This window comes from Desulfobacula sp., assembly GCF_014237455.1.
GTDB lineage: Bacteria > Desulfobacterota > Desulfobacteria > Desulfobacterales > Desulfobacteraceae > Desulfobacula.
Genome location: NZ_JABZFL010000008.1, coordinates 1 through 25117 on the forward strand (window position 1 = coordinate 1; position 25117 = coordinate 25117).

Here is a 25117-nt window from a genome sequence, read left to right on the forward strand (position 1 = left end):
CATCTCCATTCGCCATTTTTTATTTTATCGAACAAGTCTTTTCCACCAATCAAACCATGTTTAATTACTTCTGCCATTCCAAAAGAGAATTCTTCAGCAGATAAACTTTGGAGTGTAGCGATATCTGCAATAACCGCTTTAGGTTGTTTAAATGCACCAATCAAATTTTTACCTTGCGAAAGATTGATACCGGACTTCCCGCCAATACTTGTATCCGCCATAGACAAGAGGCTTGTCGGGCATTGAACAAAATCCACGCCACGCATATAAATTGCTGCGACAAAACCTGCTAATCCGCTAATAGCTGAACCGCCGAGTGCGATAATAGTTGTACTACGATCAAATCCTTTTTTAACTAACTCTTCGCAAATGGATTCCACGGTGGTCAATGTTTTATATTTTTGACCGGGATTGACTGAAATGATTGTATCAGTATGACCTAAACTTTTTGAATATAGTTTCCCTACATTGCTGTCAGTTATAACGGCAATCGGTCCTTTAATGCCTGCTAATTGTGGGACGAATGGTAAAATACCACCGCCTACAATGTAATCATAATGTATGTCGGATGCTGTGATAGACAGCCGTAAATCTGGATTTGCTCTAATTATACCAACCAAATTAGTAGTCACTTCATCGGGCGTCTTTGCTGATGTCCTCATCTGTGGGAACTTCCCATAACCCTCTTCACGTTGCTTTAACAGTTCTACAACCTGCTGCATGGGATTAGATGTTTCAAGTAAAGGGCGTTTTGCATGCTTGTCTTTTGATATACGATCGAAAATTTCTTCAGGTGTTGCAGCTAAACAAAATACTTGTCCTTTAAGGTTCAAAATAGCTGCATTATCGGGATCTAACATCATCCTTCCTCCTGTCGAAATAACCAAACCTTCTTTGCCACTTAATTCTTTTGCCAGTTCAGATTCCATTTTTCGAAAAACAGCTTCACCTTTTTGTCGAAAAATATCTGCAACAGGCATTCCAGCTCGTTGGATAATTAGTTCATCTGTATCAACAAACTTATAGCCCAAATGTTTAGCAAGCAGTTTGCCAATAGTGGTTTTTCCAGTTGCCATGAATCCTGTTAGTATAATATTTGGTTCAATCATTGTTTTACTATTCCTTCAAAGCCCAATAATTTGGGTTGGACAAAAATATTTTTCAAATAATATTCTGTCTAAATAATGAACATTTATCAATAATTTTATAAAAGCATATCCATGCTAAATTAGAGATATTTAGTTAAATATACCAGGGGTAATGTAGAGTCAAATAAAGAAATATTGTTGGATCTGATTTAGGAAGAGTGAATTTGACGAACACTAATCTAGAACAATCAAATTTTATGATATTAACTTACATTCGCAGCACTCATACCAAACAAAAATTATGGACCCCCATATATGGTATATACGTCAAGTTTTATTTAAAAAATGTCAACAATGCATGGAGATTCGTCAGAGGATGTGGAGGGCAACCGGGTATAAACAGATCCACCGGCAAAATGGTGTCCAGACCTTCAGTTATTTCAGGGCTTCCGGTAAAAGGACCACCTGTTATGGTGCAGCTTCCCACAGCAATGACAACTTTGGGTTCAGCAATTGCTTCGTATGTCGTCAATAATGCCGTTTTCATATTTCTGGATACAGGTCCTGTCACAACAATGCCATCGGCATGTCGGGGGGATGCAACAAAATTGATACCAAATCGTGCCAGGTCAAAAAATGGGGTTGCCAAAACGTTTAAATCAGCTTCGCAGGCATTACAGCCGGCTGCTGATACCTGCCTGAGCTGTAAAGACCGGCCGAATAGTTTTTTAAAGTGCTGTTTTGAATGTTCGGCAAGAGAGGGAAGATCACCATCGGTCAACAGGTGTTCTTTTTTGGAAGTGGAAATTTCAAAATCATCTGTAAAAATAACAAAGGCCCCTTTGGAAATTCGTTCACATGTTCCGCAGAATACACACCGGCCCATATCAATTTTTTTTAAGTCAATATCAATGGCATCCTGTGGGCATGCCTTTGCACACGCTTCTACTATATCAGATGAAACATCTTTTTGGATAATTGGTTTCCCTCGATAACGAGCAAATACAGCAGGTTTTTCTTTAGGGTAGCCACATGTTCTGCAACCCTGTTCAAATCTATTTTTAAGTGTGTTGAGCATTTAAAACTCTCTTTATAATTTTCTATATTTTATGATCAAAGATCAAATCCACAATAAGAAAGATTAAAACTTTTGTTATTCAAAGGAAAATCCGATATGCCTGTATCCCGCAAAGACATTGCAAGACCGTTCCAGTTATGAAAAGAAGGATCCTTGACTTTGTACCGAAGTATTTTCCCCCTATTATCTGTCAAAATTGCATGGGATACTTCCCCTCGCCATGCCTCATTAACGGTTACCACAAAAGAAGACGGCGGCAGGTTAAAATTGCTGTCATCCACACACTGTGTTTCAACCGGTGAATAAATCAAGGATTGAATGATATGAATTGATTGCAGTATTTCGTCATATCTAACTCTTGCGCGGTCATATACATCGCCTGTGGGTTTTTTATTTTCAGGAATATCTATCTGACTATAATGTTCAGTAGGAAAGCTGCGCCTAACATCATAGGGAATGCCGCTTGCACGCCCTGCCGGTCCTACCAGGCCTAATTTTTCAGCATCGTATGTACTTACGATACCGCAGTCTTCGAAACGGGCCCTTACAGTTGAAGCGGAAAAAAGAAGGTCAAGAACATGTTCCACCTGGGGTTTTAATTCTTTGAGCCGTTCAGCAAGGGTTTCTCGAATATCATCGGCCAGTGAAAACCGGACTCCTCCGGGTCGTACCAATCCTTTTCCAAACCTGTTCCCACAGAGAAGAAGTGCAAGGTTTAAAAAATCTCCCCTGATACGTCCAAAATAATTGGCTGGCGGCAAAAAAGCCACATCACCACTTAACGCTCCAAGATCACCAATATGATTGGCAAGCCGTTCCAGTTCCAAAGCTATGGATCTGATCATTTGAGCACCCTTATCCGGTGTTACCGATGTGAGTGCCTCAACCGCCTGTGCCATACACAGGCTGTGGCCAATGGTGGTATCCCCTGCAATATTTTCAGCAAGAATGGGTAACCTTTTTGCTTGAACGTTTAAAAAAAGATTTTCTATGGCCCTGTGCTGATATCCTAGCTGTATTTCCAGGTGAAGTACGCGTTCACCAATGCAGTTAAACCTGAAATGACCGGGTTCTATAACGCCGGCATGAACAGGTCCTACAGCAACTTCATGAATCTCATCACCGTCTACCTGGTAATAATTATAATTACCGGGAATATCTTCTTTATAATCGTTACCGAAAACATCTGGAACATCACGGCAGTTAGCGTGATACCTGACCATCTTCAGCCAGGGATGACCCTCGGGCCGCATACCGAATTGTTCAGCAATTTCCCTTTCAAACATGTGAAAAGGCTCACATGCTTTACTTAAAGCAGGATAAGAATCCGGAGCATCACAGCCGGCAACAAAAAGTTTATCGGTTCTCAATACTGCCATGAATTTAATGTCATTGTCATCCTCATAGGCAAAAAACTGAACGACCTTTCCACCATCTTCCACAACGAGAAGAGCTGTCTTGCTGAACTCATCAAAGGAAAGATGAGGGATTTTTTCCCGTGCTATTTTCTCACCATTTGAAATTTCTAAAAAAGCGTTAGTCATTTAAGTCCTCCGCCCAGGGCAGTCACTGCATCAATAATTGTTTGATATAATGTATCCGGCATATAAAAGCATAATACCAGAGATGTTAAGAGCAATATATATTGTGGCCAGACCATACTATCTCTTTCTTTTAAACCCATTGTTTTCTTTGAATCGCCTTTATTGAAATCATCGAAGGAAATTTTCATTACCTGGTTGGCAAAACCGGCAAAAATGACACAAAGGGTAACAATAAAAATACCAGCTGCCACATAATGACCGGTTCTGAATGCACCGACAATAATAAACAGTTCTCCGATAAAAATTCCAAAAGGAGGAAATCCTGAAATACCGACAAAACCACCAAAAAAAGCAACAAAAGTTTTGGGCATGCGCTTTACCATATCCCCTGTGTTTTCAATAAACCTGTTCCCATACCCCAGCAAAATATTTCCTGATGACAAAAACAAAGAAGATTTGATCAGGCTGTGGTGAATCATGCATATGATGGCGCCATAGACACCAATACCGCCGATGCCAGTTCCAAAGGCAATGATTCCCATGTTCTCTATACTTGAATAAGCCAGCATTCTTTTATATTCGTTTTGTTTGAGAATAAATGTGGCAGCCGCCAGAATAGACATCAGACCAAAAACAATAAGAATCGTTCCGGAAAAATCATTGAGTCCTGCTGCATGCATAATTTTATTGGTCTTAAAAATACCCAGATATGCACAGTTTAAGAGCACCCCGGATAATAATGCAGAGGCTGGGCTTGGGGCTTCGCTATGGGCGTCCGGAAGCCAGGTGTGCATGGGGGCTAAGCCCATCTTTGTCCCATATCCCACCAGTATGAAGATGAATCCAGCTTTGAGCCACATGGGATCAAGCTGTCCTGCAACCATTGTAAGCGCTGAAAAAGAGAGCGGTGCATCAACGTTACCAATGTCCATTGCCAGAGTAATAAATACTGACCCTAAGAGTGCCATTGCAATGCCAACCGAGCATATGAGCACATATTTCCAGGTGGCTTCAAGGGATGCGGATGTTCTGTGGGTATAAATCAGCGGTGCACTGGCAAGGGTTGTGGCTTCAATAGCAATCCACATTACCATGATATGATCGGATAGTGTTACCATTGTCATGGTGGATAAAAACAGGATCATGGATCCTGTAAAAATATTTTCTTTTTGTATATCACTTTCTTTCAGATAGGCAACCGTATAGATGGAAATCAAAAAAAACAGCAATGAAATTACTAAAAGCGATAATAACCCTTCTGGTGTCACGGCAAAATAATTTTCAAAAATTGCTTCCGGTCTATTTTTCCAGAGAAGGAGTGAAAGAAAAAGATGGATGGCTCCAGTGCCTACTAAAAGTTGACGGCTGATCGCTTTTGGAAGGAAAAAAGCAATGATACCGGTTATAAAAGGCGTCAGAAAAATAATTTCTACCATGAAATAATACCTATTCCTTTAAAGTTCTTAAGTGAGCCGTATCAACGTCATCAAACGTTCGTTTGATATTTTGAAGTATAATGGCCATTATCATAACCCCGGCAAGCACATCCAGCAAAATTCCGAATTCAACAATATGGCGGGCTCGAATAGAAATGGTTGTTCCCACGAGATAAATACCATTTTCCATCATGATGTAACCCAATACCATGGCAATGGCATTTCTTCTTGCCATTAAAAGAAACATTCCTGCAACCAGAAGCGCTATGGCGGTAGGAAATAAAAGCTTATAGTCACTGATGGACGGGATATTCAACTGCCTGCTGATATAAGTTGCAGCAACGATCAATCCAAGGCCGCAAAGCATGGAAGCATGATATCCAACAATGGGTTCTACTTCTCTTTTAATGGCCACCTTTTTTATGGCTATGAAAATACTCATTGGAATAATAATGCCTCGGATTAATAATGTTCCAAAGGTGAAAAAGATTCCACCGGTATTCATATCGTGACCAATAAAAAAAGGAACCATAGAGACGACTATTCCTTGAAACGCAAGTACTTTTATAAGCCCGGGCAGTCGGCTGGACCCAAAAGAAAATAAAACAGATAGCAGTACAAGTGACAAGATTGTATCAACCGGATGTAGTATCATTAGATAAACTCCAAAGTGATGATGGTTGCAAAAAAAGCTAAGGCAAATGATGTCAGGACAAATTGCGGCACTTTATCCATTCTGTAGCGGGCGATGACGGATTCCGTAACGCCGACAGTCACATATACGATGATAAGTCCTATAATAAATACAAAATATCCAATGGCAGAAAATCCGAAATCAAAGGGTAAAATCAGCCTTGAAACTATGGTTGAATAGAAAAAAAGCTTACAGAATGACCCCAGTTCTATGAGTCCAAAATCAGGACCGCTGTGATCTAAAACCATGACTTCATGAATCATAGTCAGCTCCAGATGTGTGGCAGGATCATCAACAGGAACCCTTGAATTTTCCGTCAATAGAATAATGAAAAGGGAAATCACTATAAATAGTAAAGGGGCACCGGCCAAATTCCATAGCACAATGGTATTGTCCCCTGTGAAATAAGCCGATAGCTGCAACTGCCCGGTCAACCGATAGAAAAAAATTAAAATCATGAACATGGCCGCTTCACAGATAATCGGAAAATAAGCTTCTCTTGCAGCCCCCATGCCTTCAAAAGGAGACGCTGTATCCATGGCTGCTGCAATCGTAAAGAACCGGCCAAGTCCCATTAAATATAAAATTAAAATAACATCTCCATTAAAGGAAAAAATCGGGTTGTGTCCTGCAATGGGCAAAAACATGAGCACAGTGATGGCAGAAGCAAATGAAATAATGGGTCCTAGTTTAAAAACAACGGTAGTACTGGTACTATAAACAGATCCCTTCTTAAAAAGCTTGATCAGAGTGTAATAATTAATCAGCAGGGGTGAGCCGATTCTTCCTCCGAAAAAAGCCTTTACTTTAAACATAATGGCTGAAAAAAAAGGCGCTGTTAAAATTGCAAGAAGCCAAAGAATAATGGATTCAATCATAAAATTTTCCCATTTATTTATTTTATATAAAAAACAACAACAATATTATAGCCAGTAAAATATAACCAATATAAAGATGAATATCACCATGCTGAATCCATCTTAATTTATCGAAGAGAAACAACACCGGATTAACAATGACCCCTTTCATATTAAATTCTGCAATATCATTTACATGGCTTTTGTAATATGTCTTTAAAGGAAACCGTCCTTTAATTTTTGGATGATTTTCTTCTAATGGTGCAGCAGGCCTGAAAAAATCAAGAATAAAAGACGCATATGAAGACCCGGTATACTGCATTTTAACAGTCGGCTGTGTAAAACCACATCCCCAGGTTCCGGACTTTGTAATGGTTTTGCCCCTGTAAAAGAACCATCGAATTGCAATGACAAACAAACAAGAAACAAGAAAAATAACTGCTGCCAGTGTGATATTTGCCGTCATCTGCTCAAACGGCTCAAGGGAAACATGGCCGTATCCCAGCCCCAGGGCGGATACGGCTTTAAGCGGCAGGTGAATAATCATCTTTGGAAACAACCCTATCAAAACGCAGGCAATTGCAAGAATCGACATGGATAAAAGCATGGTTGAACCTTTTTCATCTACATTAACCGCTGCTTTTGTCCTGGGTTCACCTTGAAAGGCAACACCGATTACCTTTGTAAAGCATGCCAGTGCCAACCCACCAATCACAGCAAGACCGACAATTGCAAAACAACTCATAACAAAGGCTGAAGTATCAAGAGAAACCCCTTTAAATCCACCAATATATATAAAAAATTCCCCTACAAATCCATTAAAGGGCGGAAGTCCACAAATGGCAAGAGAACCGATAATAACAGCACCTCCAGTAATTTTCATATTTTTTAATAATCCACCCAGAGCATCAATAGAGCGGGTTCCGGTTTTATGAAGAACCATTCCAGCTCCCATAAACAGAAGTGACTTGAAAATGGAATGGTTAAGAATGTGAAGAAATCCGCCTGTAAATCCAAGAACCGCCATCAGCTGATTCCCGGATGAAACACCAATCATCCCAATGCCTAATCCGATTAAAATAATACCAATATTTTCAACACTGGAATAGGCCAGTAACCGTTTGAAATCTTGTTGTCCCAATGCATAGACAATCCCAAGGATACCTGAAATAACGCCGGCAACAAGAACAATATTCCCGAAAAGAGGCGTATGAAAGTTCAAAAGTGTATAGATTTTTACAATACCATAGATACCGGTTTTAATCATAACACCGGACATGACAGCGGAAATATGACTGGGAGCCGCAGGATGGGCATGGGGCAACCAGACATGAAAGGGGAATACACCTGCTTTAGAACCAAAACCAATAAAAGAAAAAATAAATACCAAAATTTTTGCAGCTTGGGGAATGGAATCCACAGCTCCAAATCCAAAACTGCCGGTATAACCGTAAATAATCCCAAATGCTGCAAATATGAACATGGCTCCTACATGGGAAAAAATAAAATAGAGGTACCCTGCTTTTCTGTTTTCAGAAGATTCATAATTGTAAATGACCAGAAAGAAAGATGACAAAGACATGATTTCCCAGGAAAGCATGAATGTAATGATATTTGCTGCGGTTACAACCAAAGCCATGGAGGCAATCAAAATACTGAAGAAAAAATAGTGGACAGCCGTTCTCACGGCGTCTACTGACTGATCCATGTAATGAAAACTGTAGATAGCGGCAAGGAGGCAAACAGCAAAAATGGCCACTAGAAAAAATGCGGGAAGTCCATCAATTTGAAAGGCCAGTGAAAGAATATTCAGATATTTAAAAGACACTGCCTCACTGCCGGAGTGCAAAAGTTTCGTTACAGCATCCATTAATCCCAAAAAACAACCGGCACTTAACGAAAAAACCGCAACAATTTTCATTAATTTAAATTGCCGTGCTAAAACAAGGGATAAAAAGCCTCCTACTAGAATTATCAGTATTGATACAAAAAATTGATTCATAAACTCCTCATTCTTTGTTTATTTCCATATTTTTTTTGCGGGTAAAGTCTGTTTTTACTAAAAATTTATTTTTTGTCAAGAAAATATTTCTGGTGAGAATATTCTTAGTGGCGGGAAATGATGGGCCGACCTTCAGCATCAATATCAATACCGATGGTATCACCGGTTTTAAACCCAAGGCGTAAAAATTCCTTGACTACCTCATCGTGCCGGTCTATGCGCCAGTAGGCTGACCAGAGGGGATTTCGGACGGTGTCAATACCATATGCATCATGGCTGCACAGGTTGATTCTGAATTTGTCCTTTGCAATCAATGTATCAGCTTCAGCCAGAAAAATATCAATTTTATAAAGATTATTGTGCAACGCTTTTGACAGCGTTTCCTGAAACTCGGGAAACTCTTCCAGGTAGTGACTGGCAATCTGGTAAAGCTCGCTGGAATCCTGTATGGAAAACCCCAAAACGGCAAACCGCTGGTGCCGTAAAGCAAATGAGTCAAGTTCCGTTTCATATGCCTTTATGGTGGATATGATATCGTTGATATCAAGCTTTGGGCCTTTGCCTTTCTTAAGTAGATCCTCGCACTGACTGATGATATTGATATAAAAGGCCTTGTTATTCATTACATAAACCGGCCTTTCCCTGTAATTTCTGCGTTTTCGTATGCGCCTGATGCCATCGAGCTTGATGGACCGCTCACTTTCTTTCTCTTCCAGCATCTCAATACTTGAAATATCCTTGGCCTGCACAACATGGATATCTCCTTCAGTTGCGATAATATACTCGATCTCGCATCTGAATCCCAAGGTTTTTTGTATATCTATTGAAAGTTTCAACAGCCTTCGGTCATGGGGTACATTGGTGATGTAAGGTTCGCTTTGAACCTTGCGCGTGCGGTCCCTGCAATACCCGAATTCCCAATGATTACCAATCATTTTTGCCATGACGCTGGACCCGTTGACAAACGGCATGACAATGACACCCATTCCATTCATATCGATTTGGGGTGCGTGGTTGAACATCTGCTGCCGCTGGATGGATAGCCGCTTCGATGTCTCAGCTATTTTGATCATTCGGTTCCGCGCATATTTGATTCCACCAATATCCGCATAGGTTTCAAGAGAATCAAAGGTGCCGCCTTTATACTCTGATTCCAGGGGGTGAGCACTTCTTGCGATGACTTTATAACTTTCACGATGTTTATCCAAAAATAAATCAAGCTGTGTAAAATCTTTGCTGTTGAATTGATCCGCCGGAACATAAATAAAATCAGGGACATTAAATCCATTTTTCCGAAGTTTTTCCAGCAGTCTTGCTTTTTCGGGTATCTTGTTTTTCATGTTTGACATTGACTTTTTTAGCAGATTTAAATAATTTGACAAAACTCGACCGATCATTTCGGTTGGTTGCTAATAGCTTTTATTTTTAGGTAACATATATCAATGCCAAAGGCAATACTTACAGCAGCTATAAGGTTCCTCAAGAGATGAAACAAGCATATCAGAAGTTAGATGTCCCTAAAAAAAATTCTGTAGAAATGCCTTCTAAAGTTCTTTTAGTGGATGATGAAAAAGAATTCGTGCTGACTTTATCAGAGCGTTTGCAAATACGGGATATGGGGACTGCAGTTGTATATGATGGCAAATCAGCTCTGGATCTGGTTCACAATGATGCCCCGGAGGTGATGATCATTGATCTGAAGATGCCTGCGATTGATGGCATGGAAGTTCTAAAACAAGTAAAACAGACATGGCCTGAGATAGAAGTAATCGTACTGACCGGCCATGGATCAGAACAAGACAAAAAAAAATGTATGGACCTTGGTGCCTTTACATATATGCAGAAACCAGTTGATATTAATTTATTAAGTAAGTTCTTGAAAAAGGCAATAGAGAAAATTAGGACAAATCAATAAATGGTGATATGAAACGCATTCCTTAATGCAGTAGTGAAAATTATGAGGCGATTACAAAAATTCAAACCCGCATTCTGGGATCATCGGGATGTTGCCGGTAGCCATCCGCACACTGGATTTAATTTTGCACGAAAGTGGAAATTAATTGTGCTGTTTACATCTTTTATGGCTCTCTTACCCCTTTTTATCATGACGATCGTGGACTTTAATCTCACACGCAGGACTATTGAAGATGAGGTGAAAAACAGCATGTCAAAAATCCTGACCTCTGCTGCAGCTTATATCTCTTTTTGCAAAGGTATGAATCAACATGACCTGGATTTTATTGCCCGCTTTGAGTCCGGAGAGAACAACGACATGTTTGTTGTCAATCAAGATGGTATCTTACTAACTTCATCCTTTTACTATGGCAAATCCGGCACCTCCAGTCAATTTAACAGCAGCATGTTTAAAGGCAAAGCCGGAATTGAAGAAAACATAACGCCGGATGGAAGGTCCATCATTACAGGATATACCAGGGTACCGAATTCCTCTTTAGTACTCGTACTGGTTAAAAGTAAAAAAATGCTTGCCAACCTGTGGCTTAAACCCAGGCTCAAGCTGATCGGATATCTGATTGTCAGCATAATTTTGATTTTATTATCCATAATGGGTATGGCAACCTATCTTGTGGGTCGTATACATTCAGCAGATCAAAAAAGAATTAAAGCCCTTCACCATGCTGGTTATACAAACAAGCTTGCATCCATAGGCCGCCTGGCATCAGGTGTCGCCCATGAAATCAATAACCCTCTGGCCATTATTAACCAGAAAACAGGGTTGATTGTGGATTTGTTTACATTGAGAGAAGAGTTTTCTTCGGATAAGCGGCTGGTTCCCCTTACCAACGATGTGCTTGATGCGGTAAAGCGGTGCGGCAACATAACCCGGCGGCTGTTAGATTTTGCCCGGCACATGGAACCCAGTATCGAAACAGTGAACATTGAGAAGGTTATCGAACAAGTCCTTGCTTTTCATAGAAAAGAAGCCAAACACCGATGCATCACCATATCCGTCGACAACCCGGACTCCATCCCGGGATTTAAATGTGACAGAGGCAGCCTGCAACAGATTTTTTTAAATCTGGTTAGCAATGCCTTTGCCGCAATGGAAAATAATGGACGGCTGGATATCGGTATCAATTTTAAAAAAAAGAACGTAATTATAACGGTTGCTGATAATGGATGCGGTATTTCTGACGATGATATTAATAATGTTTTTGAACCTTTTTATTCTTCTAAAGATAAGCATTGGGGTACAGGTCTTGGCCTGTCGATTACCTACGGACTGGTTAAAGAAATCGGTGGTGATATCATGGTAAAAAGTAGTCTGGGTAAAGGCACCCTTTTTACTCTGACACTGCCCATAACGGCAGAGGCGGATAATGGGAAATAATAAAGAGGTGCTAAGCAGGGGTGGTATGCAGTTTTTCAGCAAGATGTCTGCCTCTGCAACCCATGAAATTAAAAACACTCTGGCCATTATCAATGAGAGTGCGGGGCTGCTGGAAGATCTGTCCATGATGGGTGAAAAAGGAAAACCCCTTTCTCCTGAACGAGTTAATGATATTTCACAGAGAGTAATCAGGCAGGTGCAGCGGGCAAATTTTGTATTAAAAAAAATGAATCAATTTTCCCACAGTGTTGATAGGAAAACCCAAATTGCAGATCTTGAAGAAACAGTCTGTTTTGTACTGGATTTGGCATCCAGGCTCATTGAAATGCAGGGAGTTGTCATCAAGGTAACCTCCCCATTATCACGCATAATGGTTGAAACAAACCTTTTTTATCTGGAAAATATGATCTGGAAAGCCATTGAAACAGCCTGTTTTGCAGCCAAAGAAAAAAAACAAGTGGTGATTTCATTTGGAACTGACGTTGCCGTACCCTCAATCTGGTTTTCAATGGACCTAGTTAAAGACAACTTAATGGATGATCTGTTTGGATCAAAAGAAGACTGTGCCTTGATTGCACACCTAAATATTTCCATTAAAAAAAATAAAGCGAATTACAGTTTTGGCCTTTTATGGCCAAAACGATTTAACCCTATTACACCAAATTAATTTGGCTAAAGCATGAACGGTATAAGGAGAAAGATAATGTCGGAAAAAGTATTACTTGTGGATGATGAAAAAGAGTTTCTGGAGATCATGTCCGAGCGGATGACAGCCCGTGGTATGGAGGTCACCACTGTCGAATCAGCTGACCAGGCCCTGACTATCTTAGGAAAAAAAACATTTGATGCCATTGTTATGGATTTTCAGATGCCGGGGATGGACGGTATGGAAGCATTGAAAGCGATTAAAAATTTAAAACCTGAACTGCAGATTATTCTGCTCACCGGTTATGCCACTGTTGAAAAGACAGTTGAAGCCATGAAAGTCGGTGCTACGGATTTTCTTGAAAAACCGGCAGATCTTGAAGCCCTGTCAGAAAAAATCAAAAATGCAAAAACTGAAAAAATGCTCATTGTTGAAAAACAAATGGAGGAAAAGATCAAAAATATTCTCCAGCGGCATGGCGGATGACCCTCATTAAAGTCATTATCCCATTTATTTAACTCTGGATTCAAATGGGATAATGACGTGATGTTTGATGTATCTCCTATTGTTTTGTTAAAATCCGTCTAATTATTAATATTCATTTTTCCCAACCTTTTCTTGACAAAAAGTAATTTCTTATCTTATTTAAAACAAAATTGAAAATTAAAGGGTCGATATAACCCTAGGAAAACTTATATTAACTTTAGGAGAATATTATTAACATGACTACTAAAACTGAAGCCGTAGCAGGCTCTTCTTTTGATTGGAAACGGATAGTCTTTCTATTAATTGGTGTTACACTTTTTTTTGTTGTTAACTTTTCCCCACCATGGCCGGATGCCATTGATCCTGCCGGCAAACACTTTGTGTTGAGCCAGCAGGCAAAAGGTGCCCTTGCTGTATTTCTTCTGGGGGGTACATGGTGGGTCTTTGAGGTAGTTCCCATTGGTGTTACCAGCCTTTTTATGGGAATTTTACAGGCAGTCTTTCTTATCCGGCCTGCCAAAACTGCTTTCCAGCAGATGTTTGATCCTTCGGTGGTCTTTATCTTTGCGTCCCTTGTGATCGGGATCGTGTTTACCAAAACAGGTTTGACACGGCGGCTTGCGTACAAGATGCTTGTCATTGTAGGTGAAAAAACCAGTATGATATATCTTGGGTGTTTTGTGGTCACCGCTGCCTTGACCCACATCATGGCCCATACAGCAGTTGCTGCAACTATGTTCCCCCTTCTCATCACCGTCTATGGCCTCTATACTGATGACACAGAGACACCCACCAGATTTGGTAAAGGGCTGTTCATTGGAATGGCTTATGTTGCAGGTGCTGGAAGTATCGTTACCCTGCTGGGTGCAGCCCGGGGAGCGGTCGCATTGGGTTTTTATAAAGAATTAGTCGGCACTGACATCACTTTTTTTCAACTGGCCTTTTACATGTTCCCCATTGGATGGCTCATGACCTTTGCTTTATGGGGATTTTTTATGATCTTTTTCAAACCTGAGCAGAGAACGATTCCGGGCTTAAGAAAAAAAGCAAAAAAACTCAGTAAAGCCATGGGACCCATTACTAAAAATGAAATTATTGCTGCTTCAATCATTTTTACCTGTATCTTCCTGATGTCTATCAGGCCTTATGTGGCAATATTAAAACCCATTGACAAGTCAGCCATTATCCTGACATCTACGGTTTTGTTTTTTGTAATAAAAATTCTGGACATTAAAGACCTTGAATCTATTCCATGGAACATTATCTTATTGTTTGGCGGGGCCATGAGTATTGGTTTCTGCCTTTGGGAAACAGGCGCTGCAGAATGGATTGCCATCAACTGGCTGAGCATGTTCAAAGATTCCAACTGGTTTATCTTTGTAATGAGCATGTCATTTCTTGTTATGATGTTAACCAATTTTATTATGAATGTTGCAGCCATTGCCATCGTCCTGCCTGTCGCATTGGTTATTGGACCTTATCTGGGTGTAGGACCGGATGTGATCACATTTTCAGCCCTTGTGGTTGCAGGCATGCCCTTCCTGCTTTTGGTTGGTGCGGCGCCCAATGCCATTGCCTATGATTCAAAGCAATTCACCACTGGTGAATTTTTTGGCTATGGTATCCCGGCCAGCATTATGTTGATGGTAATAACCGCTCTTGCCGTTTATGTTATCTGGCCTCTCATGGGTATGAAGATCATGCTATAAAAATCAATACGGAATGGAAAAAAAATGAATGTTAAAAAAGTTAAAGAGGTGATGGTTCCTTTATCAGAATATGCCACTGTAAATGAAGAAGACACTCTTGAGACTGCTGTCAGAACTCTTCTTGCTTCCCACAAGACAGCTGCTCAACATGAATATAAGCATCGGGCTGTTCTCGTTTTTGATAAGAATGGTGACATTTCAGGGAAAGTATCTTCTCTGGATGTTTTACGTGCGCTTGAGCCAAAGTACAGCCAGTTTGGACATTCTGATCACCTTGCCAAGATGGGTTTATCCAGATTTGGACTGAGTGATGATTTTATTCATTCTCTGGTGAAAAATTACAATCTTTGGGATGAAAGCTGCGATACCCTTGTGGTAAAGGCAAAAAGACGAAAAATAAAAGACATAATGTATTCCCCGCAGGAAGGCGAATATGTCAAGGACGATGTTCTTATTCCCGAGGCAATTCACCAGTTTATCCTGGGCCACCACCAGTCTTTGCTGGTACTGAACAAGCAGGATAAGGTGATCGGCATATTAAGACTTACAGATATTTTTACCCTCATTTGTGACCTGATGGTAAAAAAATAATCGACCCCTGCCGGGATTAGTAAAAAACCATCTAATCCTGGCGGGTAACTTATTTACACTTCATTTTTTTGCCGACCCTGCTAATTTGAAACTTCTGTTTTGAGTTTAATACCATATTTATCGATTTTGGCATGAAGTGTCGGTCTTGAGACACTTAATAATTTTGCAGCCTGGGAACGGTTTCCATTCGTTATTTTCAGAGCTTCGGCAACAACAATACTTGAAACTATGTCTATAAAATCATCAAATCGATAATTTTCAGATGGATTGGATAATAATTGCCGGACCCAGCCTTCAATATCCTTTAATTCAATCTCTTCACTGGATTTATTTTTTTCTTTTTTGTTGATTACCTGTTCCAGGTCTGCTGTAGAAATTGGAGCGCCTCTGTTAAAAATAAGGACTTTTTGAATCAGGTTTGACAATTCTCTTATGTTTCCAGGCCAGTCATAACGATTTAACCGCGTTAAAGCTTCTTTTTGAATACTCGGATTGTCAACCTTTAATTCATTGGAAAATTTACCCATATAATATGAAATCAAACTATTGATATCTTCTCGCCTGTCTCTCAATGGGGGAAGTTCTATGGCAACCACTTTTAAACGAAAATATAAATCTTCCCGGAATTTTTTATTCTTGATAGCCTGTTCCAGTTTTTTATTTGTCGCAGCAATAATTCGAACATCGACAGGAATGGTTTCTTCACCTCCCAGCCTTTCAATACTTTTTTCCTGTAACAACCTTAAAATTTTGCCCTGTATATTTAAAGGCATATCCCCGATTTCATCCAAAAAAACTGTACCACCGTTTGCCTGCTCAATTTTCCCGATATGTCGCTGGGAAGCTCCGGTAAATGCGCCTTTTTCATAACCGAACAATTCACTCTCAAGAAGATTTTCAGGTATGGCCACACAATTAATAATTAAAAAGGCCTTATCCGAACGAATACCATGCTGATAGATTGCTCTTGCTACTAATTCTTTTCCAGTCCCTGATTCTCCCAGTATTAAAACGGTTGCATCGGTTTGAGAGACCCGGCCTATTGATTTGTATACATCCTGCATGAGTTTACTTTGACCGATAATCACATCCCCGGATTCTTTATCAGGAGCGGCATCCACTTCAACCGGCGATCTCATGAAATATCCGGCCTCTATTGCCTGCTCGATTAAATTAAGCATATCCGGCACATCAAATGGTTTGAGGACATAATCATACGCCCCTATTTTGGTAGCTTCTATGGCAATTTGGGTTGTACCATAAGCGGTTATAATAATGACCGGCAGTTTTGAATCGATTTTTTTGATTCGCTTGAATGTTTCCATCCCGTTTATTCCGGGTAATCGCAAATCCAGAATAACCAGATCCAAAACATTCTGTTTAACAATTTCAATACCGGCTTCACCGGAAGCAGCACTGATGACCGCATACTTTTCCTCTTTTAAAAGCTTGCAAAAACTTTTTCTTAATTGGTCATCATCATCAATTACTAAAACAGTATCCATGCTATGAATCCTTTATGGGAAGCGTAATAACAAAAGATGATCCCTGGCCTTCCTCACTGGACACATCCAACCACCCTCCATGTTCATTTATAATATTAAATGCGATACTCAATCCAAGGCCTGTTCCTTCCTCTTTGGTGGTAAAAAAAGGATTAAATATCTGTTCTTTGATTTCTTGAGGAATTCCTGGACCATCATCTATTATCCTGATCACATCTACTTTTTTTAACGGCTCCACATGACTTTCTTCTTCATGGATAATGATCAAGCCGCTCTTATCCATTGCTTCACAGGCATTGATAATGATATTAACAATCACCTCCTTGAGCTGTTCCGGATCTATGAAGGTATCGCTAAGAGGACGGTGCCGGATTAACCTTGTGGTCACATGATACGATTCTAATCGCTGTTCCAGAAGATGAAGGGCGTTGTCCACAACAATTGACGGGCTCATCCTTTTTATATTCAACTTGGGCGGGCGGGCAAATTCCAGAAAATTTTCAACAATTTTATTAATCTGCTTTATTTCACCGGAGATAACATTGAAGTCTTCTTTCTGATACTTTGTAAAATCACATGACCGGTTCAATGAAAAGAGTCTCATTTTTACAGAGGTTAATGGATTGCGGATACTATGCGATGTTCCAGCAGCCAGTTTGCCTAACAACGCCATTTTTTCAGATTGCATCAGGGTTTCCCGGCTTCGCTTCAATTCCTGGTGAGTCTGTTCTGCATTTTCAATCAACCCATGGACACTTTGTTTTAAAGCAGCAACCTCATTTGTCGGGGATTTTGAGTTCCCCAGTCTGTCTGCCTCTGCCGCCAGTTTTCGAATGGGTCCCAATATATGGCGGGCAAAAATATAATTAATCAAAAGACTCAGTACAACAACTGTAATAATTGCCATAAGGGCAACATATCTGAGATGATTGGATTCTATCCTGCTTGTTTTGATTGCGTCTGCAATCTTTTTTTTATGAAACGATTTAAACTGTTCGCATAACTCCATAATTTTAAAAAAATCTTGTCTTATATCCTTATGCAGGACAAATCCTTTATCATATTCACCTGCTTTATAAAGCTCGATGACTTGATCTTTGATCGTAACATAATACTTATACTTGGATTCAATCTGGTCAACGGCATTTTTTTCCCATGGTTCTTCCACAAGGGACTTCACTGTTATAAAATATTCATCGAAAAGCAGCCGGTACCTGCTCAGCTGATCAATCCAGGCAGGGTCGTGGTCCAGCAAATAATACGATACAAGCCCTTTCTGGTTGACAAGGGATGTACCAAGGGCCTCAGCTGATTGATAAATGACTATGTTTTTGTCAATAATGTCCTTGAAAATTTTTTCAGTCTTATACGTATACCAGACCATAAGTACCGCCCCAATAACAGTGATGCACAAAAGAACAGCATTGACCAGGTATACCCTGTTTTTAAGACTCAATTGAAGTATAAATTTATCTGTCATCCCGGAACCTATCGGATTTGATTCATTTTTCTTCCATCAATGCAAATTTCTTTGAAAACATCTGTTAACCGTAAAATTCCGACAATATCTTCACCTCTTGTTACCAAAAGAGATTGATGATGCCCCATAATAAGCTGGTGAATGGCCACTCCCAAATTTGCATCTTCTTTGACATATTCTCCTGCTGTCAGGGTGTGCATGAGCTCTTTTACTTTTTGTTTGCCTGCCTTCCCGCGTATATCTTTTAACGGCTCATACCATAATTCATATTGTTCTAAAATGCCTTTCATAAATTGCGGGCTGAAACCGAAGTGAGACATGCCTGTCTGAGGAAAAGCCTTTTCTTTCGTAAACTGCTCGTATTTGGGTTCCAAAGACCGTATCACATCCAGCTGGCTGAGTTTGCCGACAACCTTGTTAGTTTTCTTTTCACACACCAGGATCGCCCGGTGCCTGTATTTATTTCTATCAAATTGTTCCTGGGCCTTTTCAAGTGCATCCAGTGCCTCTGACAACATGGCATCCTCGTGAACGGTGGCATACTCTGAAAGCGGAACCATTAAATCTTTTACCAGAATAGATTTCATTTAATATCCTCCTTGCACTAAACCGTATTAAGTTTTATACATCTCCGCTTCTTCTTAAAAGAAACCTGACTTCAGCCTGCCGGATTCGTTCTTCCTGTTCGTCTTTTCGTTTCCTGGCATTTTCCATTTTGACTTTTATATCTTTAAAATCAGCAGGCTTCATCAGGTAATCAAACGCACCCAGTTTCATTCCTTCCACTGCTGTTTCCGTTGATCCGTGTCCAGTCAGCAAAATGACTTCAACAATAGGATGGAGAATTTTTATCTGTCTTAAGGTATCGATCCCATCCATGCCCGGCATCCTGATATCCAGGATGACCACATCAATGGCTACATTTTCTAAAATCTTCAATGCATCCTTGCCGCTATAGGCAATGAACACTTTTTCACCCTGCCCTTCTAACCGCAGGGAAAACATTTCAACAAAATCTTTTTCATCATCAACTATTAAAACTCTTGCAGGTATTTTTATCATGTGAATTCACTCCTTTCTTTATAGTAGATTATCGAGGTGTGTCATTATCTGTTTGATTTGTGTATTTCGGCAGACTGAGTTGGAAACAAGTACACTCTCCCACCGTACTTGAGACATCTATTTTACCATTAAGATTTGAAATAATTTTATGGACCACAAATAACCCCAGGCCAGTCCCTTCATCAAAGGACTTGGTTGTAAAAAACGGATCAAATATTTTCCCCAAATTTTCTTTGGGTATCCCGATCCCGGTATCTTTAATTTCAAGAATGATATCTTCATAAATTTCACGGGTGGACAGAGTAATGGACCCGTTTTCACTCAACGCATGAACAGCATTGCTCAAAAGATTCATCAAAACCTGTTGAATCTGATAGGGATCACTCCAGACAATGTTTTTTTTCTTGTCGATTTCCCAATTAATGTTTATCTGTTTATTTTTTATTTCTCTTTTCAGCAGACCAAAAGTTTCATACAGCAATGCCTTCAGGTTAACTTCGGAAAATTTCGATTCCGGTTTTTTGACATGCCCCAGAAGTTGATGGGTAATCTTGCGGGCTCGCTTAATACTTTTTTCAATTTTTTCTATCCCCATCAATAATGCATCTTTCTGGGAGAACATAGACATCTCCGGAGAGCTTACAACCTGTTTCATAAACCCGGCAGATTCGTTGATAATGGCCAGAGGGTTGTTGATTTCATGGGCAATGCCGGTGGACATGGTGCCAATAGATGCCAACCGTTCCGTATCAATCATTTTTTTTTCCAGCTTTGCCCGGTATTCAAATTCTTTTTGTTTTTCTTCTTCCAGCCGGGTCATTTCAAACGCCTGTTTGATTTTATTCACCAGATGATCAATTTCCACAGGTTTTGTCAAATAATCAAATGCACCGGATTTAATTCCTTCAATTCCATCCGAGACGGCAACATTGCCGGTTAAAAGGATTACCTGGATTTTTTCAAACTCCTGCTTAATGAGTCTTAGCGTATCAATTCCGCTGATCCCGGGCATTTTAACATCCAGAACCACCACATCCATGGGGTTTTGTTTAAGAATACCCAGGCACTCTTCCCCGCCAGAGGCCTGCACGGGTTTCAGCCCTCTTTTGGCAAGCCTTTTGGCGATTGTCCTCCTGAATCCCTCTTCATCATCCACAATAAGAAGGCGGAGTTTGTTATCATAGTGTTTGTTCATGCAACTATTTCCCCTAAATTAAACCCAGTATCTTCCACCATACTGCTGCAACCACTACTAAAACCGTCAACAAAATCGGCGTGGCAACCAAGCCGACCCTTGTCAGGTCAGATGATTTAAAATACCGGTAACTGTATGAAATGGCATTGGGAGGACAGCCGATAACCAGCAGCATGGCAAATGATGTGGCCATTCCCAGGCAAAGCGCCAGGACCACTGGATTAACCCCTTCAAGCTGTGCCATGGGGATAACAATGGGAAGGATCAAGGCGGCTGCGGCAACATTGGCCATGGCATTGGTTACCAGGGCTCCGAAAACACCCACACCAATGAAAAGAACCAGCCAACCTTTTCCCTGGATCAAAGGAAAGAATAAATTGGCAAAATAATCTGCTGCTCCTGAATATCCCATGGCAAGCCCCAGTGAAATCCCGCCGCCAAATATAAACAGGGCGGTTCCCCATTCCAGGTTGTCATTGATATCTCTCCACTTTAATACTTTGAACAATACCAGGGCAGCCACCCCCAGCATGCCGGTTACGGAATAATCAATGCCATGGAGCCCCTTGGTCAGCCAGAAGGCAAAGGAAAGGCCAATAATGGCCAATGTTTTTTTCTCAAGTATTGTCATGGGACCCAAATCTTCATCAAACTCCGGCAACTTGTATTTTAGGTTTGGTCTATAAACCATGTATACAATTAATACGGCAATGGGCGTTGTAAGGATGGCCGCGGGCATGGCATACATTATCCACTCAAAAAAGGTAATCTCAATTCCGGTAAATTCTTTTAAAAAAGCCGCTGATACCATACAGCGCCCCCCTCCGATGAGGCTTCCCATGCCGCCGCAGGAACAGGCAAAGGGCAGGGACAGCATCATGAACTTGGCCGTATTGGTGTGGGGTTCAATGCCGGCCGCCCGCATCAGGGGCAGCATGGTAACGATTCCTATGGCACAGGCGGCTGCATCATGCATGAACGATGATGAAATCCCAAGCCCTATGGCAATAATAAAGGTAAATCGGGTAATACTGTTCCCGGCTTTTTTGATAATATAATATCCCAGCCGTTTGGTTATGCCGGCCTTGTCAAGGGAAATGGCAAAAATAAGGCAGCACATGATAAAAATAACCACCGGGTGCATATAAGGCGCCCATGCATTTTTTACATCGGTAACCTGCATGACAACCAGGAAGACCCCGATGCAGATTGCGGTTATTTCCAAGGGGATGGGCTCGATTACAAATAATATCACAAGAACCGCAAGAATTGCCAGGAAGCGTTTTGCCTTTGGCGAAAGCCCGTCAACATAATCTACCCGGACCTTGTCTAAATTTAAATCTTTTGCTTTTTGATCTAAAAATTTTGCAGTAGCTTCAAGTGACCCCGGGGCCTTTGCCTTTAAAATATATGATTCTGTTTTTATTTCTCCTTCAGGAACAACAGCAAAATGTTCACTCACATTCTGCATGAGTATTTTGCCTTCATCGCCAGTAATCTTAAATTGTGTTCCTTCCGGCCTTGGCAGCAGGAAGACGATAACACCCACTAACAAAGCAGCACAGAGTTTAAATCCATTTGTCTTATAAAACATATTTTCTCCTTAACCGTCAGCTATTGTTCAGCAACCGTTGTAAAATCCATTTATCACTCTATATGAGATCTTTTTTATTCTTCAAATTTGTGCTGATAGGCCTGTTTGATTTTTTCAATCAACTCCGCCAACTCACAGGGTTTGGTCAGATAATCAAATGCGCCTAGGGAGATCCCTTCCATAGCAGCTTCCTGTGAACCATGCCCTGTCAAAAAAATCACAGGCAGATCAGGTGCCATTTTTTTTATTATTTTTAAAACTTCAATCCCATCCATGTCTTCCATTTTCAGATCCAGAACCACCACATCAAATTCATTTTTACGAAGAATTTGTATAGCCTCGGTACCGGAGAAAGCCTTGGTTGCGTGGATAGCCCGCTTTGACAGCCTGTTGGCCAGAACATTTACATACCCTTTTTCATCGTCAACAAGCAGGACTTTGATGACAGTTTCGTCTTTACTATTCCGGCTCATGACACCCCTCATTTGTTTAAGCCATCCGGCCTGAAATTTCCTTTATTCGGGCTTCAGTAATTTTTTCTTCATGTATTCTCTTCTTTTCCACAGCCTCATTGACCTTGGTTACCAGCACATCAATGTCACAGGGCTTCATCAGGTAATCAAATGCGCCCAGTTTCATCCCGTCAATCGCTGTTTCAACCGTGGCATGACCGGTGAGCATGATCACCTCCACAAGTGGAAATTTTTTTTTGATTTCAACCAAAGTTTCTATACCATCCATACCCGGCATTTTCACATCAAGAACCACCACCTCAAGGGATTTATTGTTTTCAAGCGCCGCCAATGCCTCTTTTCCACTGTAAACAGCAGACACCTTTAACTCTCTTTTTTCGAGACGCTTGGTAATGGTATCCAGAAATGGTTTCTCATCATCTACGAGCAATAATTTTGTCTTGTTCATGTTTATTCTCCTTAAATTTCTGATTCACTGTCATTATCTGTATCTTCAATTATTTCTTCCTGAAACGGTATCCATATGCGAAATTTGGTTCCAACACCCACCTGGCTGTGGACATCTATTTTACCACCCATTTTTTCAATAATGCCATAGCAGATGGATAGCCCGAGACCTGTGCCTTTGCCCACGGCTTTTGTGGTAAAAAAAGGATCAAATATCCTGTTAAGATTATTTTTAGGAATGCCGGGCCCGTCATCTTCCATGGAAATCACCAGTTTATTTTTTTCAATGGTACTGACCTTGGTTTTGATTTTTATTGTTCCCCCGGTTTTTTCCATGACGTCAATGGCATTATTGATTAAATTTAGAACTACCTGCTGCAATTCAGACGGAGATATCCTGATATAAGGAATTCCCTCATTCAGACTTGTTTCAATGATAACATTGTTATACCGCGCTATTTTGGCCGTAAGGGAAACCATTTCCATGATGACTTCATTGACCTGGACATCATTTATGGTGGAATCTGTTTTTCTGGCAAAGCTGAGCAGCTTATGGGTGATCTCTTTGCACCTTTTGCCCTGGGTGTTGATCTGACGCAGCGCCCGGTTGAATTCATCAAGATTCTCACATTCTTTTAAATCCTCTTCTTCAAGAAGATCCCCTATCCATCCGGCCTCTTCAACCATTATGGCAACCGGATTGTTTATTTCATGGGCAATGCCTGCAGCAAGTTCACCAATCGTGGCCAGTTTTCCGCTTTCAACAACCTGTTCGTTCATGACTTCGCTCTTTTTGTCTGCACTGGAAATAAGCTTTACAATATTTCTGGGAAGAGTGAACGCGACCGAAAGGATGGCAACGCATCCGAAAATAAATATGACCAGGGCAAGAAGCTGTGTTTTCCATAAATCACGGAAGGCATCGTTCAAATCCTGACGAAACACCATTAACCAGTCAATATTTTTAAGTCTTGATGTCACACATAAATATTTATTCCCCAAGGCATCCTGTCTTTTCGCAAAAATCGCTTCATTTTTTTTATAACAATCACTATCCATCATCAATGCAATAATTGATTGTTTGAGTCCCACATTCGTTTGGGTTTGCAATTGGCCTTTACTATTAATAAGAAAGGCGATGCCTGTTTTCCCGATATGAATATTCTCCACCAGGGAATTAAAGGCCCCGAAATTGATGGTCGACCGTAAAGTATAATTAGAACCATTTGATTTAACCTTGACGGCAATAATAAAATGAGGATGCCCCCTTAAACCGGCAAACACATCACTGATATAAAAAGGTTTCTCACTTGCTTTTATAAACCATTCAGCGTCTGAGTAATCCGCATTTTCAAATCTGAACGGGCCTTCATACGCAAACTGGATACCGTTTTCATTGACCAGTCCTAAATCTGTAAACACATCTCCATATTCTTTTTTTAATAATTCCAGGTTCTTTTGCAGGAATATCTTTGGTGATTGTTGTTTGCTGTCAAACTGCCGGGCCAGATATCGGATATTTCCTAGTTTTTCCGACAAAAAGGTATCAATATTCTGAGTGTGTTTTTGAACTAGTTCTGAAATGTGGGCCTGTATTTTTTCTGTATAGGTCAGGTTAAATCGATAAACAAGAATACCGGTAGTCAATATCATGGGGGTAAAAGAAACAACCAGTATCAAAACCATTATTTTTCTTGTCAATATATGATAAAATGCTTTCCGATCTATTAAGGATTGTTCCATTGTGCTTTTCCTTTTTACACTTTTCCTTTCATCCTTCTACTATAACTATATCAAAGATACAAGATACGTGCCAGGCAAAAAGCGGAGCCCATACAAGCGATAACCTATTAAAAAAACAAAAAAAGTGCCGTGTAAAAA

23 protein-coding genes are annotated in these 25117 nt (G+C 40.4%); 6 read left to right on the forward strand and 17 right to left on the reverse strand.

Annotation, left to right across the window (positions count from 1 at the left end; genetic code table 11):
- The 8 genes from HGJ91_RS01565 to HGJ91_RS01600 form a co-directional block, all read right to left on the reverse strand.
- Positions 1-1109: shikimate kinase (locus HGJ91_RS01565; RefSeq protein WP_291345929.1), on the reverse strand; the 1109-nt coding region annotated here is incomplete at its 3' end.
- A gap of 313 nt (positions 1110-1422) precedes the next feature.
- Positions 1423-2166: an NADH-quinone oxidoreductase subunit NuoB gene (nuoB, locus tag HGJ91_RS01570; RefSeq protein ID WP_291345930.1), complete on the reverse strand. Its 744-nt coding sequence runs from the start codon at positions 2164-2166 to the stop codon at positions 1423-1425.
- 35 nt (positions 2167-2201) lie between these two features.
- A complete protein-coding gene (locus HGJ91_RS01575) occupies positions 2202-3710 on the reverse strand; it encodes a hydrogenase (protein ID WP_291345931.1) in 1509 nt (502 codons plus the stop codon).
- Complete coding sequence (locus HGJ91_RS01580) at positions 3707-5146, reverse strand: proton-conducting transporter membrane subunit (RefSeq protein WP_291345932.1); 1440 nt, start codon at positions 5144-5146, stop codon at positions 3707-3709. Before HGJ91_RS01580 ends, HGJ91_RS01575 begins: the two co-directional genes overlap by 4 nt.
- Before the next feature lie 10 nt (positions 5147-5156).
- Complete coding sequence (locus HGJ91_RS01585) at positions 5157-5801, reverse strand: NADH-quinone oxidoreductase subunit K (RefSeq protein ID WP_291345933.1); 645 nt, start codon at positions 5799-5801, stop codon at positions 5157-5159.
- Positions 5801-6718: an NADH-quinone oxidoreductase subunit H gene (locus HGJ91_RS01590; protein WP_291345934.1), complete on the reverse strand. Its 918-nt coding sequence runs from the start codon at positions 6716-6718 to the stop codon at positions 5801-5803. The genes HGJ91_RS01585 and HGJ91_RS01590 overlap by 1 nt, the downstream gene beginning before the upstream one ends.
- A 22-nt stretch (positions 6719-6740) precedes the next feature.
- Positions 6741-8699, reverse strand: a complete 1959-nt coding sequence (locus HGJ91_RS01595) for a proton-conducting transporter membrane subunit (RefSeq protein ID WP_291345935.1) — start codon at positions 8697-8699, stop codon at positions 6741-6743.
- 104 nt (positions 8700-8803) lie between these two features.
- Positions 8804-10039: a hypothetical protein gene (locus HGJ91_RS01600; RefSeq protein ID WP_291345936.1), complete on the reverse strand. Its 1236-nt coding sequence runs from the start codon at positions 10037-10039 to the stop codon at positions 8804-8806.
- Between the two features lie 146 nt (positions 10040-10185).
- Here HGJ91_RS01600 and HGJ91_RS01605 point away from each other — a divergent pair, with 146 nt between their 5' ends.
- The 6 genes from HGJ91_RS01605 to HGJ91_RS01630 all read left to right on the forward strand — a co-directional run bounded on the left by HGJ91_RS01605 (position 10186) and on the right by HGJ91_RS01630 (position 15480).
- Positions 10186-10614, forward strand: a complete 429-nt coding sequence (locus HGJ91_RS01605; RefSeq protein ID WP_367142565.1) for a response regulator — start codon at positions 10186-10188, stop codon at positions 10612-10614.
- Positions 10615-10656: 42 nt separating this feature from the next.
- Entirely contained in the window at positions 10657-12048 is a 1392-nt protein-coding gene (locus HGJ91_RS01610) for an ATP-binding protein (RefSeq protein WP_291345937.1), read from the forward strand.
- Positions 12038-12715, forward strand: a complete 678-nt coding sequence (locus tag HGJ91_RS01615) for a hypothetical protein (protein WP_291345938.1) — start codon at positions 12038-12040, stop codon at positions 12713-12715. The genes HGJ91_RS01610 and HGJ91_RS01615 overlap by 11 nt, the downstream gene beginning before the upstream one ends.
- Before the next feature lie 36 nt (positions 12716-12751).
- Positions 12752-13180: a response regulator gene (locus HGJ91_RS01620; protein ID WP_291345939.1), complete on the forward strand. Its 429-nt coding sequence runs from the start codon at positions 12752-12754 to the stop codon at positions 13178-13180.
- Positions 13181-13416: 236 nt separating this feature from the next.
- Positions 13417-14889: an SLC13 family permease gene (locus tag HGJ91_RS01625; RefSeq protein ID WP_291345940.1), complete on the forward strand. Its 1473-nt coding sequence runs from the start codon at positions 13417-13419 to the stop codon at positions 14887-14889.
- Between the two features lie 24 nt (positions 14890-14913).
- On the forward strand, positions 14914-15480 hold the full coding sequence (locus tag HGJ91_RS01630; protein WP_291345941.1) for a CBS domain-containing protein: 567 nt from the start codon (positions 14914-14916) through the stop codon (positions 15478-15480).
- A gap of 80 nt (positions 15481-15560) precedes the next feature.
- Here the strand turns inward: HGJ91_RS01630 and HGJ91_RS01635 are convergent, their stop codons facing one another.
- From HGJ91_RS01635 to HGJ91_RS01675, 9 genes are all read right to left on the reverse strand, one after another.
- Positions 15561-16985: a sigma-54 dependent transcriptional regulator gene (locus HGJ91_RS01635; RefSeq protein ID WP_291345942.1), complete on the reverse strand. Its 1425-nt coding sequence runs from the start codon at positions 16983-16985 to the stop codon at positions 15561-15563.
- A 1-nt stretch (position 16986) separates the two neighbouring features.
- Positions 16987-18465, reverse strand: a complete 1479-nt coding sequence (locus HGJ91_RS01640; protein ID WP_291345943.1) for an ATP-binding protein — start codon at positions 18463-18465, stop codon at positions 16987-16989.
- 8 nt (positions 18466-18473) lie between these two features.
- Positions 18474-19052: a CBS domain-containing protein gene (locus HGJ91_RS01645; protein WP_291345944.1), complete on the reverse strand. Its 579-nt coding sequence runs from the start codon at positions 19050-19052 to the stop codon at positions 18474-18476.
- 34 nt (positions 19053-19086) lie between these two features.
- Positions 19087-19527 (reverse strand): response regulator, encoded by a 441-nt coding sequence (locus HGJ91_RS01650; protein ID WP_291345945.1) that lies wholly within the window; start codon positions 19525-19527, stop codon positions 19087-19089.
- A 28-nt stretch (positions 19528-19555) separates the two neighbouring features.
- Positions 19556-20722 (reverse strand): response regulator, encoded by a 1167-nt coding sequence (locus HGJ91_RS01655; RefSeq protein ID WP_291345946.1) that lies wholly within the window; start codon positions 20720-20722, stop codon positions 19556-19558.
- A gap of 13 nt (positions 20723-20735) precedes the next feature.
- Positions 20736-22316: a DASS family sodium-coupled anion symporter gene (locus HGJ91_RS01660; RefSeq protein ID WP_291345947.1), complete on the reverse strand. Its 1581-nt coding sequence runs from the start codon at positions 22314-22316 to the stop codon at positions 20736-20738.
- Between the two features lie 74 nt (positions 22317-22390).
- On the reverse strand, positions 22391-22789 hold the full coding sequence (locus tag HGJ91_RS01665) for a response regulator (protein WP_291345948.1): 399 nt from the start codon (positions 22787-22789) through the stop codon (positions 22391-22393).
- Positions 22790-22805: 16 nt separating this feature from the next.
- Positions 22806-23237 carry a response regulator gene (locus HGJ91_RS01670; protein ID WP_291345949.1) on the reverse strand — a complete coding sequence of 144 codons (432 nt, stop codon included), beginning with the start codon at positions 23235-23237 and terminating at the stop codon, positions 22806-22808.
- A gap of 11 nt (positions 23238-23248) precedes the next feature.
- The gene (locus HGJ91_RS01675; RefSeq protein ID WP_291345950.1) at positions 23249-24979 is read right to left on the reverse strand and encodes a PAS domain-containing sensor histidine kinase; all 1731 of its coding nucleotides are present in this window, start codon (positions 24977-24979) and stop codon (positions 23249-23251) included.
- Positions 24980-25117: the final 138 nt, after the last annotated feature.